This is a genomic window from Microbacterium sp. NFH-22A-Y (assembly GCF_021401375.1).
Lineage (GTDB): Bacteria > Actinomycetota > Actinomycetes > Actinomycetales > Microbacteriaceae > Microbacterium > Microbacterium hominis.
On sequence record NZ_JACBGF010000002.1, the window covers coordinates 796,637 to 812,529 of the forward strand.

The 15,893-nt window shown below is 72.6% G+C and carries 12 protein-coding genes; 3 read left to right on the forward strand and 9 right to left on the reverse strand.

The window, feature by feature from the left end; genetic code table 11:
- Window positions 1-1,461 carry an ATP-binding cassette domain-containing protein gene (locus L0965_RS09535; protein WP_101306771.1) on the reverse strand — a complete coding sequence of 487 codons (1,461 nt, stop codon included), beginning with the start codon at window positions 1,459-1,461 and terminating at the stop codon, window positions 1-3.
- Window positions 1,462-1,543: 82 nt separating this feature from the next.
- On the reverse strand, window positions 1,544-2,542 hold the full coding sequence (locus L0965_RS09540) for a sugar ABC transporter substrate-binding protein (protein ID WP_101306770.1): 999 nt from the start codon (window positions 2,540-2,542) through the stop codon (window positions 1,544-1,546).
- Between the two features lie 333 nt (window positions 2,543-2,875).
- Between L0965_RS09540 and L0965_RS09545 the strand changes: the two genes are divergently transcribed.
- Window positions 2,876-4,369: an APC family permease gene (locus tag L0965_RS09545; RefSeq protein ID WP_101306769.1), complete on the forward strand. Its 1,494-nt coding sequence runs from the start codon at window positions 2,876-2,878 to the stop codon at window positions 4,367-4,369.
- Between the two features lie 26 nt (window positions 4,370-4,395).
- Here L0965_RS09545 and L0965_RS09550 read toward each other — a convergent pair whose 3' ends face one another.
- Genes L0965_RS09550 through L0965_RS09570 form a run of 5 tightly spaced genes read right to left on the reverse strand, consistent with a single transcriptional unit; the run spans window position 4,396 to window position 10,137 of the window.
- Complete coding sequence (locus L0965_RS09550; RefSeq protein ID WP_101306768.1) at window positions 4,396-6,711, reverse strand: arylsulfatase; 2,316 nt, start codon at window positions 6,709-6,711, stop codon at window positions 4,396-4,398.
- Window positions 6,712-7,515, reverse strand: coding sequence for an ABC transporter ATP-binding protein (locus tag L0965_RS09555; protein WP_060960433.1), 804 nt, complete (start codon window positions 7,513-7,515; stop codon window positions 6,712-6,714).
- Entirely contained in the window at window positions 7,512-8,351 is an 840-nt protein-coding gene (locus L0965_RS09560; protein ID WP_101306767.1) for an ABC transporter permease, read from the reverse strand. Before L0965_RS09560 ends, L0965_RS09555 begins: the two co-directional genes overlap by 4 nt.
- Window positions 8,351-9,124, reverse strand: coding sequence for an ABC transporter permease (locus L0965_RS09565; RefSeq protein ID WP_101306766.1), 774 nt, complete (start codon window positions 9,122-9,124; stop codon window positions 8,351-8,353). The genes L0965_RS09560 and L0965_RS09565 overlap by 1 nt, the downstream gene beginning before the upstream one ends.
- Window positions 9,124-10,137 carry an ABC transporter substrate-binding protein gene (locus L0965_RS09570; RefSeq protein ID WP_101306765.1) on the reverse strand — a complete coding sequence of 338 codons (1,014 nt, stop codon included), beginning with the start codon at window positions 10,135-10,137 and terminating at the stop codon, window positions 9,124-9,126. The genes L0965_RS09565 and L0965_RS09570 overlap by 1 nt, the downstream gene beginning before the upstream one ends.
- A 230-nt stretch (window positions 10,138-10,367) precedes the next feature.
- On the opposite strand from L0965_RS09570, the gene L0965_RS09575 reads away from it, so the two are divergent.
- Complete coding sequence (locus tag L0965_RS09575) at window positions 10,368-10,982, forward strand: TetR/AcrR family transcriptional regulator (RefSeq protein ID WP_060960435.1); 615 nt, start codon at window positions 10,368-10,370, stop codon at window positions 10,980-10,982.
- On the opposite strand, the gene L0965_RS09580 is transcribed toward L0965_RS09575, so the two are convergent.
- Window positions 10,970-12,661 (reverse strand): amidohydrolase, encoded by a 1,692-nt coding sequence (locus L0965_RS09580; protein ID WP_101306764.1) that lies wholly within the window; start codon window positions 12,659-12,661, stop codon window positions 10,970-10,972. The two genes, L0965_RS09575 and L0965_RS09580, sit on opposite strands and share 13 nt — an antisense overlap.
- On the reverse strand, window positions 12,658-14,688 hold the full coding sequence (locus L0965_RS09585; RefSeq protein ID WP_082734233.1) for a primary-amine oxidase: 2,031 nt from the start codon (window positions 14,686-14,688) through the stop codon (window positions 12,658-12,660). Before L0965_RS09585 ends, L0965_RS09580 begins: the two co-directional genes overlap by 4 nt.
- Window positions 14,689-14,811: 123 nt before the next feature.
- Between L0965_RS09585 and L0965_RS09590 the strand changes: the two genes are divergently transcribed.
- Window positions 14,812-15,885 carry a winged helix DNA-binding domain-containing protein gene (locus L0965_RS09590; RefSeq protein ID WP_101306763.1) on the forward strand — a complete coding sequence of 358 codons (1,074 nt, stop codon included), beginning with the start codon at window positions 14,812-14,814 and terminating at the stop codon, window positions 15,883-15,885.
- The last annotated feature ends 8 nt before the right edge of the window (window positions 15,886-15,893 follow it).

Consider the following 15,893-nt stretch of genomic DNA (forward strand, 5'->3'; position numbering starts at 1 on the left):
TCACGCTGCGGCGAGCTCGAGCAACGAGCGCAGCAGCTCCTCCTCCATGTGTGGGCCGTGGGCGATCTCCGCGGCGCGGTCGGAATAGATGGTGTAGGCGCGGTCGCACATGCGGGCGATCTCGTCGGACTCGGATGACGCGACCACGACGGTCACGCCGCTCGCCGCGAGTGCGCGCAGCGCGCGCACGATGTCGTTCTTCGCGCCGATGTCGACGCCCTGGGTGGGTTGGTTGAGTAGGAGCACGCGCGGCGTCCGGGGGAACATCCACCGCGCGAGCAGGTGCTTCTGCTTGTTGCCGCCGGAGAACGCGCCGATCGCTGCGCCGCCGCCGGGTCCGATCATCTTCAGCGACTCGCGTGCCGCCCGATACGGTGCCTCACCGGTGCGCGCGCCGATCCAGCCGAAGCGCGACAGGCCGCGCAGCCACGGCAGCAGGGTGTTCTCGCGCGCCGTGAGGTTCTTCACCAGGCCGTCCGACTCGCGGTCGGCGGGGGACATGAACACGCCCGCGGCGATGGCCGCCGCCGGATGCCGGGGCGCGAAACGCCTGCCGTCGAGCGTGTACGACAGCTCTCCCGCCACCGCCTCGTGCCGCCAGCCGAAGACGCTCTCGAGGACGGCGAACTGCCCGCCCGCGGCCATGCCGAACAGCCCGACGATCTCGCCCTCGTGGAACGACAGCTCCATGGCCCCGGCGACCCGCAGCACCTCCGCCCCGCGCGCGGCGGGCGTGTAATCCTCCAGGTCGTGGAAGTCGGGGGCGAGCGCGACGGCCAGATCGCGGATCCCGAGGGTCGCCGCGGGCTCGTCGCGCACGAGCCGCCCGGCATTGAACACCACGACCCGGGTGCACACGTCGAGGATGTCGGGCAGGCGATGCGAGACGTACACGACGGTGGTCCCCTCCGCCGCGAAGCGACGGATGAGCGCGTGCAGCGTCGCGGTCTCGGCGGCTCCGAGCGCGGCCGTCGGCTCGTCGAGGAACAGCACCTTCATGTCGCCGCGCACCAGGCCGCGGGCGAGGTCGACGAGCTGGCGCTGACCCACGGGCAGCACGCCGACGAGCGTCGCCGTGTCGAGGTCGGCCAGGCCGACGCGGCCGAGCGCCGCACGGGCGAGCTCGCGCCGGTCCCCGCGGGCGACGTGGCTCTGCCCGAGGAAGAGGTTGTCGAGCACCGAGAGGGTGCCCACGAGCGCGGGGTCCTGGCTGACCACGGTGACGCCGCGGGCCGCGACGGCGGCGGGCGTGGGGGCGGCCACCACCTCGTCGTCCAGCTCGTAGTGGCCGGCCGTCGGCTTCACGACGCCGGCCGCGACGTTGATGACGGTCGACTTGCCGGCGCCGTTGTGGCCGAGCAGGCCCACGATCTCGCCGGCATCCATCGCGACCGTGATGTCGTCGAGGGCGCGGGTGGCACCGAAGTCGACGGTGACGCCGCGGAAGGCGATGCGGGACATGGGTCTCCTCGGAGGGGGATACGACGGGGGAGGGGGAAGAGGACGCCGGGACGGAGCGGATCCCCGTCCCGGCGTCCCGCGCTCAGCCGTTCGCGGCGAAGTCGGCCACGTTGTCGGCCGTCACCTGCGTCACGCCGACCTCGATGTTCTGCGGCTTCTCGCCCTTCGCGGCGGCGAGCAGCAGGTCGACGTTCGCCTTGGCGAGGTCCTGCGCCTTCCACGCGAACGACGTGCGCCAGATGTCGGTGCCGCTCTCGATGAGCCCGAGCACCTCCTTGTTCGCGTCGGTCGCCGACACGTAGTACCCGGCATCCGTCGCCGAGACGCCGGAGTCGAGCAGGGCCTGACGGGCGCCGAGCACCATGTCGGCGCCGATGCCCAGCCAGACCTTCGTGTCGGGGTCGGCGGTGAGCTGGCTCTGGGCGACGCTGTAGCCGACGTCGCGCGTGGTGGCCTCGAGGGGGTACAGCTTCACGGAAGCCTTCGTGGACTGCACGCCCTCGGTGAGACCCTTGAGCTGATCGATCCCGAGGCCCGTCTGCGTGTCGGCGAGGAGGGCCACCGACACGGTCGTCGAGCCGTACTCCTTCGCGATCCACTCGCCCGCGGCCTTGCCGACGGCGAAGCCCGCGTCGTAGTTGGAGATCTCGGTCGTCGCCGTCACCCCGTCCCAGGTCACCGCATAGCTGACCACGGGGATGCCGGCGGCCGTCGCATCGCTCGTGACGGACACCATCGACGCGGGGTCCACGGGGAACCCGCCGATCGCCTTGACGTCGCCGCGCGTGATCCACGACTGCCAGTCGCCGACCTGGGTCTGCACGTCGAAGGACGGGTTGTCGGTCAGGAACTCGTAGCCGGCGTCCTCGATCATCGGCTTCATCAGCTCCAGCTGCGAGGCCCAGATCGCCACGTCCTGCGAGGCGAAGCTCCACGCGATGGCGCCCTGGGAAGCGCCGGCGGTGGAGCCTCCCGCGGCGTCGGACGAGGCGGAGCAGCCGGCCATCGTCACGGCGAGGCCGGTGGCCGCGAGGAGGGCGGCGCTGCGGCCGAGCCCCTTCATCAGCGCGGTGTTCATCATGAGTGCTGTCCTCTCGGAGGTCGCGTCGCATCGGGCATCGGTCTGCCCGTTCCGCCCGGTCGGGCGTGCGACGTCGGGAACGTGCGGCCACTTTCGCCCGCCGACGGGGCGGGCTCAACGAGGGGCGACGCATCGGGCGCCCGAAGTCAACGCACGTGCCCGTCCAGGCAAGAGCGCCGGCCGGATGCCGTACGGCGTGCGCGCGTCGTCAACTCACCCGCATCGCCCGGCAACCCGGCGCGGGCGCGGGTCCGTCATACTCGCTCGCAACCCGTGGCGGGCCGCGTTCCCCGAGACGCGGCGGCCACGTCCACCCGTTCGACAGGAGTCCGCATGTCCGCATCCGACACCGGCACCGGCACCGGCACGCTGAAGGCGAATCAGCTGGGCGTGCCCGCGATCGTCTTCCTCGTGCTCGCCGCCGTCGCCCCGCTCACCGTCGCGATCGTCGTGATGCCGCTCGCGATCGGCTTCGGCAACGGCGGCGGCATCCCCGTCGCCGTCCTGATCGTCGCGGTCGCGCTGCTGCTGTTCGCCGTGGGCTACGCCCAGATGACCCGCGACCTCGTCAACGCCGGCGGCTTCTACGCCATCGCCGTGAAGGGTCTGGGCCGCACGGCGGGGCTCGTGACGGGGATGATCGCGACCCTCGGCTACAACTTCTTCGTCGCGGGGGCGCTCGGCACGATCGGCTTCTTCACGGGAGCGGTGGTGCTGCCGGCGCTGTTCGGCATCGAGCTGAACTGGTTCCTGTGCGCCGTCGTGCTGTTCGTCGTGGTCTTCCTCCTGGCGCGCGCCGGCATCCACGTCAGCGCGGCCGTGCTGGGGGTCGCGCTCGTCCTGGAGACCCTGATCCTGCTCGCCTTCGCGGTGTCGGTGCTGGTCAACACCGGTTTCAGCCTGGACGCCTTCACCCAGGCCTTCAGCCCCGAGATCCTCGTCGGCGGCTCGATCTGGATCGGCCTGCTGCTCGTCGCGACGGCGTTCATCGGCTTCGAGGCGACGGCGCTGTTCGGTGAGGAGGCGCGCGAGCCGCGCACGACGATCCCGCGGGCCACCTACGCCGCGATCGTGATCATCGGCGTCCTGCACGCGATCGTCGGCTGGGCGATCGTCAGCGCCGTGGGCGTCCCCCAGGCGCAGGCGGACGCCCTCGACCACCTCGCCGCCGGCGACATGACCCTCGTCCTCATCGACCGCTACCTGGGTCCGGTCGTCGGCGCGATCACGCTCGTCCTGCTGGTGGTGAGCCTCTTCGCCGCGCAGCTCGCGTTCCACAACTCGGCGGCGCGCTACCTCTACGCCCTGGGGCGGGCGCGGGTGCTGCCCGCCTGGCTCGCGCAGACCAACCGCAACGGGGCGCCCCAGCGCGCGCTGCTGGTGAACCTCGCCTTCGCGATCCTCGTGGCCGCCGTCTTCGCGGTCGTCGTCCAGCCCGACGCGGACGGCAACCCGCTGCCGCCGGTGCTCACGCTCGTGCCGGTCGGACTCGGCTTCGGCACCCTCGCGGTCATGATCGTGCAGGCCATCGCCGCGCTGGCGGTCGTCGTCCACTTCCGCCGCAAGCGCGACCCGCGGCTGTGGAGCACCTTCATCGCGCCGGGCCTGGGTTTCGTCGCCCTGTTCACCTTCAGCATCATGGCGCTGCTGAAATTCACCCTCGTCGCCGGCTCGGACGCCCTGTACGTCCAGCTCATGCCGTGGCTGCTCGTGCTGGCGCTCGTCGGCGGCGTCGCCTACGCCGCGTACCTCAAGGCGAAGAAGCCCGAGGTGTACGCCGGGCTGTCGGCGGACCTCGAGAACTTCGAGGAGCTCGCGGAGCTCTGAGTGCCGGGCGGTGGCCGTCATCGTCGTCAATCCCCGATGACGGCCACCGCCGCCTCGATCGCGCGCAGCACGGTCGTGTCGTGCGCCGAGCGCGGGCCCGGGACGTAGCGGGCGCCGCTCAGGCCGCCGCCCTCCCAGCGGCCGGGCCCGGAGCGCTCGTAGCGCTCCCAGTCGACGGGGCTGCCGTAGTCGTAGCCGACGCTGATCCCCGTGAACGGCGCCATTCCGAACAGCAGCGGCACCTCGGCGATGCTCCCGGCCGGCTCCGCGTCGACGGTCACGGCGAGGCGGCAGCGCAGTCCGGGCAGTTCGGTCACGTCCAGACGGATGCGGCGGCGTCCCGGTCGCAGCGGCGCGGACGGGCACCGGTGCATCGCGCCGTAGGCGTTGTAGGCGAGGTGCAGGCCCTCGTCGTCGACGAAGATCGTGTACCCGCCGCCCTGATCGCCGTGCGCGAGGAGCACGCCGCGCGAGGCGGCGGTCACGGTGACGTCGATCTCGACGTGGAACGAGCGCAGCACCGTCAGCCGCGCCGACCGGTAGCGTTCCAGCGGCGGACGGAACGCGGGCACGACGACGGGCTCGGACAGTGCGCCCTCCGACGCGGGGCGCACGCTGTAGAGCGTGCCGTCGTCGTCGAGGGGGAACACGGTGTTGCGCCAGGCCTCGTCGCGCCAGCGCTGCGCCAGGCGACGGACGACGTGCGGGTGGTCGCCGGCGATGTCGCGCGTCTCCGTGGGATCGCGGTCGAGGTCGTACAGCTCCCAGACGCCGCCCGCGGCGCCCTCGGCGCGCGTCGGTGCGGTCGGCGCGACCGCTTTGAGCCCGGTGTCGTACAGCGCGCGGCGACCGACGCACTCGAAGTACTGGCGCTGCCGACCGGCGGCATCGGCGTCGTACAGCGTCGCCGCGAACGACGATCCGTCGATCTCGACCGTCGGCGCGCCCTGGCGGTGCGCGAGTGCGGGCGTGCCGGTCAGCTGCAGGACGGTGGGCGCCAGGTCCGACACGAACACGAACTGCCGACGGATGCCGGTGGTCGCCCCCTCGGGGGCATGGGGCCACGACAGGATCAGCGGGGCGTGGACCCCACCTTCGTACGTCGACGACTTGAACGCCCGAAACGGCGTGTTCGAGACCCGGGCCCAACCCGCGGGGTACTGGCTGAACAGACGGGGGCCGCCGATCAGATCGGGATCTCGCGGCACGTCGCGCACCCAGTCGGGCGGCAGGGCGAGGTCGGCGCCGAACTGGGCGAAGTAGCTGCGGGTGCCGTGCGGGCCGCCCTCCGCGGTGCCGCCGTTGTCGCTCGTGACGATGATGATCGTGTCCTCGCGCTCGCCGAGCTCCTCCAGCCGTGCCACGAGCCGTCCGACGCTCTGATCGATCTCGTCGACCGCCGCCGCGTACACCTCCATGTGGCGCGCGAACAGCGCCCTGTCCTCGGCCGTCAGCTCCTCCCACGCGGGGATGCCCGCGGCATCCGGCAGGTCGTCGCCGGGCAGTGCGGCGTCGGCGCCGACGATCCCCTCGGCGCGCTGGCGGGCGAACCGCTCCTCGCGCACGCGCTGCCAGCCGGCCTCGTAGCGGCCGCGGTACTTCTGGATGTCGACCGCCTTGGCCTGGATCGGCCCGTGCACCGACGTGTGGGCGAAGTAGAGGAAGAACGGCTTGGTCGCGTCGTTGGCGCGCAGATCGTCGATCATCCCGAGGGCGCGGTCGGTGAGGTCGTCGGTGAGGAAGTAGCCGTCCGGGAAGGCGGGGACGTCGACGGGCGAGTTGTCCGCCACCAGGCGATGCGGGTGGTGCAGCGACGTGAAGCCGTCCATGCTGCCGAAGTACCGGTCGAAGCCGCGCTGGAGCGGCCACGACGACTTGTCCGCGCCGTCGTGCAGACGCGACTCCACCGTCAGGTGCCACTTGCCGACCATGAACGTCGCGTAGCCGCCCGCCCGGAGGGACTCGGCGAGCGTCGCGGCATCCGCCGGCAGCTCGCCCGCGAACCCCGGATAGCCCGGATCGATGTGGGCGACGTAGCCGAAGCCGGCCCGGTGCGGGCTGAGCCCCGTCAGCAGCGCGGCGCGCGACGGTGAGCACATGGGGGCGGTGTGGTAGTTCGTGAACACCCAGCCGTCCCGTGCCAGTCGGTCGATGTGCGGGGTGTCGATCTCGCTGCCGAACGGTCCCAGATCGCTGAAGCCGAGGTCGTCGATGAGCATGACGATCACGTTCGGCGCTCCGGCGCGCGCCGACGCCGGAGCGTTCCACGACGGGGTCGACTGCGACGTGAACTCCGCGGCCCGGCCGCGGAAGCGTTCGTACCCGCGGGCGTGCGCGGTCATTCAGCGCGCCCCGCGGATGAGCGCGAGGATCTCTCCGCGCAGCTCGGCGAACGCCGGCTGGGCGCGGGTGGAGATCTGGTCCCGCGGTTCGGGGAAGCGCACCTCGAGGATCCGGGAGACCGTGGCGGGCTTGCTGCCCAGGACGATGACGCGGTCGGAGAGGTAGACGGCCTCGTCGATGTCGTGGGTCACGACGACGATCGTCATCCCGAACTCGTCGCGGATCCGCAGGCACAGATCCTCCAGCTCGAACCGGGTCTGGGCGTCGACCGAGGCGAAGGGCTCGTCCATCACGAGCACCTCCGGACGGTAGGCGACCGCGCGGGCGATGGCGACGCGCTGCTGCATGCCGCCCGAGAGCTGCCACGGGTACTTGTCCTCGGCGCCCGACAGGCCCACCGCGCGCACGGCCGCGGCGATGCGCGCGGCCCGTTCGGCCCGCGACAGGCCCAGGTGCGCGAGCGGCATGGCGATGTTGCGCGTCACCGTCAGCCAGGGCATGAGCGAGCGGGTGTACTCCTGGAACACGAGCGCCATCTCGCGCGGAGGGCCGTCGATCTCGGCGCCGTCGACGAAGGCGGCGCCCGAGCTCGGATGCTGCAGGCCGGCCAGACACGTCAGCAGCGTCGTCTTGCCGACTCCCGAGGGGCCGACGATGCAGGCGATCTCGCCCGCGCCGACGTCGAAGCTCAGATCGTCGATGACGAGGACCTCGCCCCGTTTGGTCGGGTACGACTTCGAGAGGCTCCGGACGGACAGACGCGCGGTGTCGGCGCGGCGGGAGCCGGCGTTGAGGGTGTTCACAGTTCTCTTCCCATCTGCTGAGCGGCGATGTACCAGCGCAGGACGCCCCTGCGCAGGAGGCCGAAGAGCGCGGAGGTGGCGTATCCGATGACGCCGAGCAGGAGGATGCCGGCCCACATGTCGGCGATGGCGAACGACTGCTGGGCCAGCAGCGTCGCGGCGCCGAGCCCGCTCGACGAGCCGAGCATCTCGCTGGCGATCATGACGATGAAGGCGGTGACGAGGCTGACCTGCATCCCGGAGAGGATGCGGGGGCTCGCCGCCGGCAGGGTGACCAGCGCGACGCGCGTGGGCAGCGGCATCCGGTAGGCGCGCACGACCATCTTCAGCACCGGGTCCACCGCGCGCACGCCGTCGATCGTGGCGATCAGCGTGGGGAACAGGGCGGCCAGGGTGATGGACACGATGCGGGTCTCGTTGCCGAAGCCGATCAGTGACACGAAGATCGGCACGAGCGCCACGGGCGGGATCGCGCGGAAGAAGTGCAGGACCGGATCGACGAACCAGGAGACCGGGCGGACGAGCCCGAACACCGTGCCGAGCACGATGCCGAGCACCGAGGCCAGCGCGAACGACAGGAACAGGTTGCCGAGGGAGGATCCGACGTCCAGCCAGAACCGGGGCGCGGCGGACATCTCCACGAGGCGGCGGAGGATGGTCTGCAGCGGCGGGAAGAACGCGTTCGTGGAGGATGCCGAGGCCACCCACCACGCCGCGACGAGCAGGATCGGGACGGCGGCTTCGACCGCGACCAGGACGCCGCGCGGCACGCGGCGGGCCCGGGTGCGTCGCAGGCGCGCCGTGCTGATGTGCCCCGTGGGCACCGAGGCCGCCATCAGCGCGCCCCCTCGCGGTATTGCGGGTGCCAGTGCAGGAGCCGGCGTTCGGTCCACTGGCTGACCCCGGCGACGACGAGGCCCAGTGCGCCGAGGATCAGCACGTAGGCGAACAGTGCCGTCCGGCTGCCGGAGAGCTGCGCGAGCAGCAGGCTCTGGCCGAGCCCCGGACCGCCGCCGAGGAGGCCGGCGACCACCGCGACGATCAGCGCGGTCGGCGCGGCGACCCGCATCGCGGTGCCCACGTAGGGCAGGGAGCTGGGCAGCACGACCCGCAGGAGGATCTCGCCGCGACCCATGCCGTAGGAGCGCGACGTCGCCAGGGCGACGGGATCGGTGTCGAACACACCCGCCGAGGTCTGCATCGCGATCGCGAAGACGCAGCCGAAGAAGACGAGGAAGATCCCCATGCTCGCCGTGGGGCCGAGCACCAGCACCACCACCGGCAGGATCACGATCGGCGGGATCGGCTTGAGGAACTCGAGCGGCACGCGGGTGGCGTGCAGCGCGAGCGGCGAGGTGCTGATGCCGATGCCGACGGCGATGCCGACGACCGCGGCCAGGGCCAGCCCCCCGAGGGCCATCGCCAGGGTGCTGGCGACGGCCGACCAGAGATCGGCCGTCCCCAGCAGCCCCACGGCCGCGGCGATCGCGTCCGTGGCGGGCGGCAGCGGCGACCCGGCGAGCGGCCCGATGGCGGCGTACTGCCACGCGCCGACGGCGGTGATCACGCCTGCCGCGCCGACGGCGGCCTGCTTGGCGAGGGTGCTCATCACGGTGCGGGGACGATGACGCCCGACAGCGAGACCGGCGCGGGAAGGAAGCCGAGGGTGACGAGCGTGTCGTCGACGCGCTGGATGTCGGCCTCGCGCACCTCGGTGGGCCAGTACGGCACGGTCGCGTCGGCGACGGACACGGACGACTTCACGGCGTCGATGCCGGCCTGGACCGCTTCTTCGGGGTGCTCGTTCGCGTAGGCGTTCGCCTTGGCGATCGCGCGCTGGAAGGCCGCGATCGCGTCGGCCTTGCCCGACACGGTGGACGCGCCCGCCGTCCACAGCCCGACGGCGCCCTCGCGGAAGAACTGGATGCCGGGGGAGGCCACCAGGTGCGCTCCCGCGGCCGCGGCCTGGTCGGTGAACGGCGTCACGAGTCCCGCGGCATCCACACTGCCCGCCGCGAGCGCCGCCGCGGCCGAGGTGAAGTCGAGCACGACCCAGTTGATCGACGCGGGATCGACCCCCGCATCCTCGAGGGCCGCCGAGATCGTGACCTCCAGCTGCGCCTTGCGGGCCGGGACGGCGATGGTCTTGCCAGCCAGCTGGTCGAGGCTCGTGATGCCGCTCTGCGCGCTCGCGTAGAGCCCGCTGTCGTCGAGGCTGGCGGCGTCCGCTTCGTCGGCGGCGCCGTCGCGGTAACCGTCCGCGGCGGCGACGATCTTGAGCGGAACGCCCTGGCTGAGGGCGTTGAGCACCGGGATGCTCGGGGCGTAGGCGAGGTCGACCTGGCCGCCCTGCGCGGCGGCGAGACCGGCCGGCGGATTCGCGACGACCGAGGTCTCGATCTCCAGACCCTCCTCGGCGAAGAAGCCCTTCTCGACCCCGAGGTGGAGGGCCCCGTCGGCGAGCAGGCCGATCGTGGCGACCTTCAGCGTGGTGGACGCGCCCCCTCCGGAGGTCGCGCCGGTGTCGGCGGGGGAGGAGCCGCAGGCGCTCAGGGCGATCGCGAGCGCGGCGGCGGTGGTGGCGGCGAGGAGCGTGCGGCCGCGGCGGGAGAGCAAGGTCATGGGGATCTCCTTCGAGGGTGCGGATGGTGCGGGTCGGGCGTCGGCATCGCGAGGATGCGTCGTGACGGCGGACAGCGGTGGGGACGAGGCTTCCTTGCTTTCGTCACCATGTGGTGACTAAAAGCTAGTCCCGATTCTGTCGGGGTGGTATTACGTTCGGGTAACGGTTTGTAACCAATTGGAGACGAAAAAGCGGGCGCCGTAGGATGCGGGGAGAACGGAGGGCTTCTGTGCCGAAGATCGTCGATCATGACCAGCGTCGCGAGCTCATCGTCGATGCGACGTGGCGTCTCATCGAGCGGGGCGGATTCGAACGCGCCACCATGCGGGAGATCGCGGCGGAGGCGGGCTTCGCCCACGGGGCCCTGCAGCGGTACTTCCCGAACAAGGAGAGCCTCCTGGCGGCGGCCTTCGTCCGCGCGCACACCCGCACGAACGAGCGTTCCCGGGAGGCGCTCGCCCGTCAGCGCGGGCTGACGGCCCTGCGCACCCTGTGTCACGAGATCATGCCGCTCGGCGTCGAGCGCACCCTCGAGGCGCGCGTGGTCGTCGCCTTCTGGGACCGCGCCGTGCAGGACGAGGAGCTCTGGGACGCGCACCGCGCGAACGCGCTGGCCTGGCGACGGCAGATGGCCGCCTCGCTCGCCGAGGCCCGTGAGGACGGGGAGATCCGTGACGACGTCGACATCGACGTCGTCATCGACCAGATCACGAGCTTCAACGCCGGCCTGCAGATCATGTGCCTGCTCATGCCCGACACCACCACGCCCGAGCGCCAGGTCGCGGCGCTGGACGATCTGCTGGACGGCCTGCGTCCGCACCGGGCGGTGCCTCAGCCCTCGTAGACGACCCGTCCACCGACCATCGTCAGATCCGTGCGCAGGTCGGCGAGCGCGCCGATCTCCTCATCCGGGGGCCATTCGCCGGAGAGCACCACCAGATCCGCGGCGAACCCGGGCGCCAGCCGCCCCTTCCAGCTCTCGGCACCGTCCAGTCGCGCCGCGTTCACGGTCATCATGGCCAGCGCGTCCATCCCGGTGACCGCCTCCGGATCGCCCGCGCGGCGGGCCCCGTCGATCTGGGTGCGCTCGACGGCGGCGATGATCGCCGGGCGCCAGTCGGGATCCACGACGGGGGCGTCCGAGGACAGCGTGACAGCGACGCCGGCCCGCAGGGCGCTCGCCAGCGGCTGGCGCTGCTCCTGGCGCTCCCGCCCGAACAGCCGATGGCCGAGATAGCACACCGCCGTGGAGATGACGGGGTTGGCCGTCCACCCGATCCCGGCGGCGGCGAGCGCGTCCATCCCGTCCGCCGGGAGGAAGTCGCCGTGGATCAGGTACGGGCGGGTCGCGCTCGTCGCCGGGCGGTTCGCGAGGCTCGACACGACGGCATCCGACGCGGCGTCTCCCGTGGCGTGCACACCGGCCTGCAGTCCCGCCTCGGCGATGACGCCCAGGATGTCGTCGAGCTCGCGCAGGCGGGCCTGGTCCGTGTCGCCCGCGACGGCCAGGCGGCCCCGGGTGTGCGGGTCGCCGTACGGCTCCCGGTGCCAGGCGGTTGCGCTGCGGGGGATGCCGTCGGCGAAGACCTTCACCCCGGCGATGCGCAGGCGACGCTCCTCTCCCGCGGCGAGGCGCGGTGCGCCGGCGATCCCCTCGCGGACCGTGCGCGCGGTCTCGCCGCCCGTACCGGAGAAGAGCAGCAGCACCTGGGTGCGGACGGTGAGCCGGTCCTGCGCGGACAGCCGCCGCAGCGCCTCCAGCGCCTCGTAGGAGGCCGACCCGTCGAACAGCGTCGCGTGACCCGGCCCGATCGCCGGGTCGGTGACCGACGTGATGCCGAGCCGTGCGAGATCCTGCAGCGCCGTCCGCAGCACCGCGGTCAGGGCATCGCGTCCGATGACGGGCAGGGCGGAGAGCACCAGTCTGGTGGCGGCGTCGGAGAAGACGCCCGTCGGGGTGCCGTCGGCCGCGCGGGAGACGGCACCGCCGTCGGGGGTGGGCGTGCGCGCATCGATTCCGCACCGCTCGAGTGCGGCCGAGCCGACGAGCAGTTCGTGACCGGTCGCGTCGAAGAGCACCGCGGGCGTGCCGGACAGCGCGTTCGCCGCCAGCGCCGCGTCGACGTCCGTGCGGGTCGGTGCACGGCCCATGCGCGCGCTGTCCCAGCCGCGCGCCCGGATCCAGCCGTCCGGACCGATCGCGTCGCGCGTGAGCACCTCGGACAGCCCGCTCCACGATCCGATGCGCTCGGGCGACGCGTCGCGCAGGCCGTGGCGTCCCATCGCGTAACAGGCGAGGTGGAGGTGGGTGTCGTTGAGTCCGGGGACGACCGTGCGCCCGTCCAGTTCCATCACCCGCGTGCCGGGACCGATCATCTCGCGGGCGGCCGCGCCGAGCGCGCAGACGACCCCGCCGCGGATCGCGACGGCATCCGCGACGCGACCGGTCCGGCCCGGTGCCCACCCGTCCAGCGTGAGCACCGTCCCGCCGCGCAGGACGACGTCGGCCGTTATGTCGTTCACCGACCGCAGGTGCAGTCTTCGCCGCGGCCGCAGCCGCCGTCTCCGGTCGTCGCCGTGCCGACCGCGTGCGCCTGACTCGACTCCGGCACGTCCATCGCCGGATTGACGTCGAGGAACCCGTACGGCTTGAACCAGAACCCGGCGTAGTCCACCGGCATGATGGGCCAGTCCTCGGGGCGCGGGATGTGGGTGAGGCCGAACGTGTGCCAGAGCACCAGGTCGGTGCCGTCGATCGAGCGGTCGTCGGCCGTGTAGGCCGGAAGACCCGCGCCGCCCTGATGGGCGTTCGGGTACCGGCCGGCCGGCCACCGCTCGTCGCGGTCGTAGGCGCTCGCCCACAGGTGTCTCGTCGCGAACGCGGCGCGCGCGGCCACCGAGGAGGCGGGGTCGGCCATCAGCAGCGCCGTCGGCTGGGGGATGAGGTGGTACGCGGTCGGTTTGCCGACGTAGTTCGTCCGGGATGCCGAGCGCACCTCCCAGACGCGCGCGACCGAGGTGTCGGCGAGGCGCTGCGCCTCCCGCTCGGTGCGCAGCGGCGTCTCGGTCCAGGTGAACGCGTTGCCGAAGGGGTTGTCCGCTCCCATGGGGATACGCGCCGCGTCGATCTCGACCAGACGGTTGTCGACGCCGTCGACGGCCACGTCGAGCCGCGCCGAGAACAGGTGCTGGTGGACGGGCGCGAAGACGCCCGGGGCGATCTCGGCCGCGTGCGGGTTGGTCGAGCCCGGGATGCCGGCGCCGACGAAGACGATGCCCGTCGCCTTCGCCTCCACCTGGATCGAGCCGTCGAGGTAGAAGTACCAGAAGAACCCGTAGTCGTAGTTGCCGATCGTCGAGAAGTACGACACGACCAGCCGGCGGGAGCGGCGCACGTGCGCGCCGATGGGACCGGGCTCGGTGTGCTTCCAGAGCACGCCGTAGTCCTCCTCGTGCATGCACACGACGTTCGGGATCTGCACCGCGTGGCCGTGGTCGTCGGCGACGTAGCCGTCGAAGTAGCGGATGACCCCGAGGCAGTCGCAGCCGAGCTCGAGGTGGTTCGCGTTCTTGCCGAGCAGGTACTCGCCGGCGTCGAAGTAGCTGATCCAGAAACGCGTCGGCGTCGTGTCGCCGTAGGGGACCACCATCTCCGGCACGCTCGCCCGCGCGAGGACGGGGCGGTCGTCGAAGCGCACGTCGTGCAGGACGAGACCTTCGCGGGCGTTGAAGTCGACGCGCAGCGTCCAGTTCTCCCACTGCACGTGGTGGCCGTCCACGTGGAAGCTCGGCCCCTCCGGCTGGACGATCTCGATCGGCTTCAGGCTCCGGCGTGCGGGGCCCACGGCATCCGGGGTGTAGTTGCCGCTGCCGGCGGGAACGGGGATGTCGCCGTCGTCCTCGATGCCGATCACCTCGTCGCTCACGAGGTCGACGTGCACGATCAGGCCTTCGACGGGGTGGGCCCAGGGGCTGTCGTCCTCGCTGTCGCGCAGGAACGTGAGCGAGCGGATCACGCGGCGCCCGACCTCGTTCGCCCGTCCGACGAAACCGGGGGCGAGCGGGCCGCAGAACGCGAGCTCCATGCGGTCGGCGAGACCGCGCCGGGTCATCGCGGCACGCCATTCGGGGGAGGCCTTGACGATCTCCGCGGCGCGCTCGTACTCCTCGAAGAGATACTGCGGCTGACCGTACGGCGCCGCCGACGGGTCATGCGCGCGCTGCGAGACGACCGCGCCGCGGGTGATCGAGACGATCGCCTCCGTGACCGCGCCCGTCGCGGCATCCAGCAGCGTGACGTCGACCCGCCGATCGATCTCGTCGCCGGGCGACCACGCAGCCAGCTCCGCCCGGTCGTACTCGTCGGGCAGCAGCATCGGCACGCGCACCGTCTCGGTGAGCAGTCCGGCGTCGACCAGGATCTCGCGGGCGCGCTCGATCTCGGCGGCGGTGAGCGGGTCGAGCGGATGGCGCGGCGTCGCATCGGCGACCCGGATCGGGATCAGGTCCGGGTTGCCGCCCGCGGCGTCGTGGTGTTCGTGGTGGGACATGGCGGTCTCCTCGATCGTCCTCACTCCAGTGTGCGGCGTCGGCGCCGGCCGGTCTTGACGCGGTGCGCAGACTCCGTGACCGTCGATGCGCACCGTGTCGGCTGAGCGGGGCAGGATGAGCACATGCACCCGCACCCGCTGCGCGCCGCCCGGCTGGCCGCGCACGCCCTGCCCGCCGCGCAGCCCGACCCCGCCGCCGCCGCGCGGCGGCTGGCGGCGACCCAGGCGCAGGAGTTCTGGGCGGGACGCTGGGCCCTCGGCATCCGCACGGCCGGCTCGCCGACGCTCGCCGACGTCGACGACGCGTTCGCGCGCGGCGCGCTCGTGCGTTCCTGGACGCAGCGGGGGACGCTCCACATCGTCGCCGCCGAAGACCTCGCGTGGATCCTGTCCGTCACCCGCGAGCGCCAGCAGCGCCAGTCCGCGGCGATGCACCGCCGCCTCGGCATCGACGCCGACGCGATCGACCGCGCCGAGCGGGCCGCGCGCGCCGCGCTGGCGGGCGGCAACCGGCTGACCCGCGCCGAGTTCGCCGACCTGGTCTCCGCGTCCGGCGGCGACGTCAGCGCCTCGCGCGGCAACCACCTGCTGTCCGCGCTCGCCGTCCGCGGGGTCGTGGTGCTCGGGCCCGTCGTCCCGCGCGCGGGCGCGCCCACGCGGGAGCAGTACCTCGTCGCGGCCGAGGACTGGCTCCCGGATGCCGTGGCCCCGGCCGATCCGCTCGCGGAGCTCCTCGTGCGCTACCTGGCCGGGCACGGCCCCGCCGGTCTCGCCGACTTCGGCTGGTGGGCGGGTCTGCCCATCGGCCTGGCGCGTGCGGCGCGGGAGGGGGCGGGGGAGCGGGTGGTCGAGCTCGACGACGATCTTCTCGACGCGACGCACCGTCCGCCGTCCCCGTCGTCCGCGCCGCCGCCCGGCGCCGCGCTGGCGCTTCCCCCCTTCGACGAGTACTACCTGTCGTACGCCGACCGCTCGCTCGTCTGCCCGCCGGACCACCTGGCCGCCGTGGGACCCACGCTGAACGGCCTGGTGCGCCCCGTCCTCGTCGTCGACGGCGAGGTCGTCGGCACCTGGCGTCACTCGACGGCCGTCGGCCGCCACCATCTCGACCCCGTGCCCGAGCCGTTCGCCGACGGGATGGACGCGGCATCGCTCGACGACGCGCTCGCGCGGTTCGCGCGCTTCCTGCGCGCCTGAGCGGCGCC

Bases quoted from the DNA above. Each gene is read 5' to 3' on its own strand.
- L0965_RS09535 (WP_101306771.1), bottom strand. From the start codon at position 1,461: ATGTCCCGCATCGCCTTCCGCGGCGTCACCGTCGACTTCGGTGCCACC.
- L0965_RS09540 (WP_101306770.1), bottom strand. From the start codon at position 2,542: ATGATGAACACCGCGCTGATGAAGGGGCTCGGCCGCAGCGCCGCCCTC.
- L0965_RS09545 (WP_101306769.1), top strand. From the start codon at position 2,876: ATGTCCGCATCCGACACCGGCACCGGCACCGGCACGCTGAAGGCGAAT.
- L0965_RS09550 (WP_101306768.1), bottom strand. From the start codon at position 6,711: ATGACCGCGCACGCCCGCGGGTACGAACGCTTCCGCGGCCGGGCCGCG.
- L0965_RS09560 (WP_101306767.1), bottom strand. From the start codon at position 8,351: ATGGCGGCCTCGGTGCCCACGGGGCACATCAGCACGGCGCGCCTGCGA.
- L0965_RS09565 (WP_101306766.1), bottom strand. From the start codon at position 9,124: ATGAGCACCCTCGCCAAGCAGGCCGCCGTCGGCGCGGCAGGCGTGATC.
- L0965_RS09570 (WP_101306765.1), bottom strand. From the start codon at position 10,137: ATGACCTTGCTCTCCCGCCGCGGCCGCACGCTCCTCGCCGCCACCACC.
- L0965_RS09585 (WP_082734233.1), bottom strand. From the start codon at position 14,688: ATGTCCCACCACGAACACCACGACGCCGCGGGCGGCAACCCGGACCTG.
- L0965_RS09590 (WP_101306763.1), top strand. From the start codon at position 14,812: ATGCACCCGCACCCGCTGCGCGCCGCCCGGCTGGCCGCGCACGCCCTG.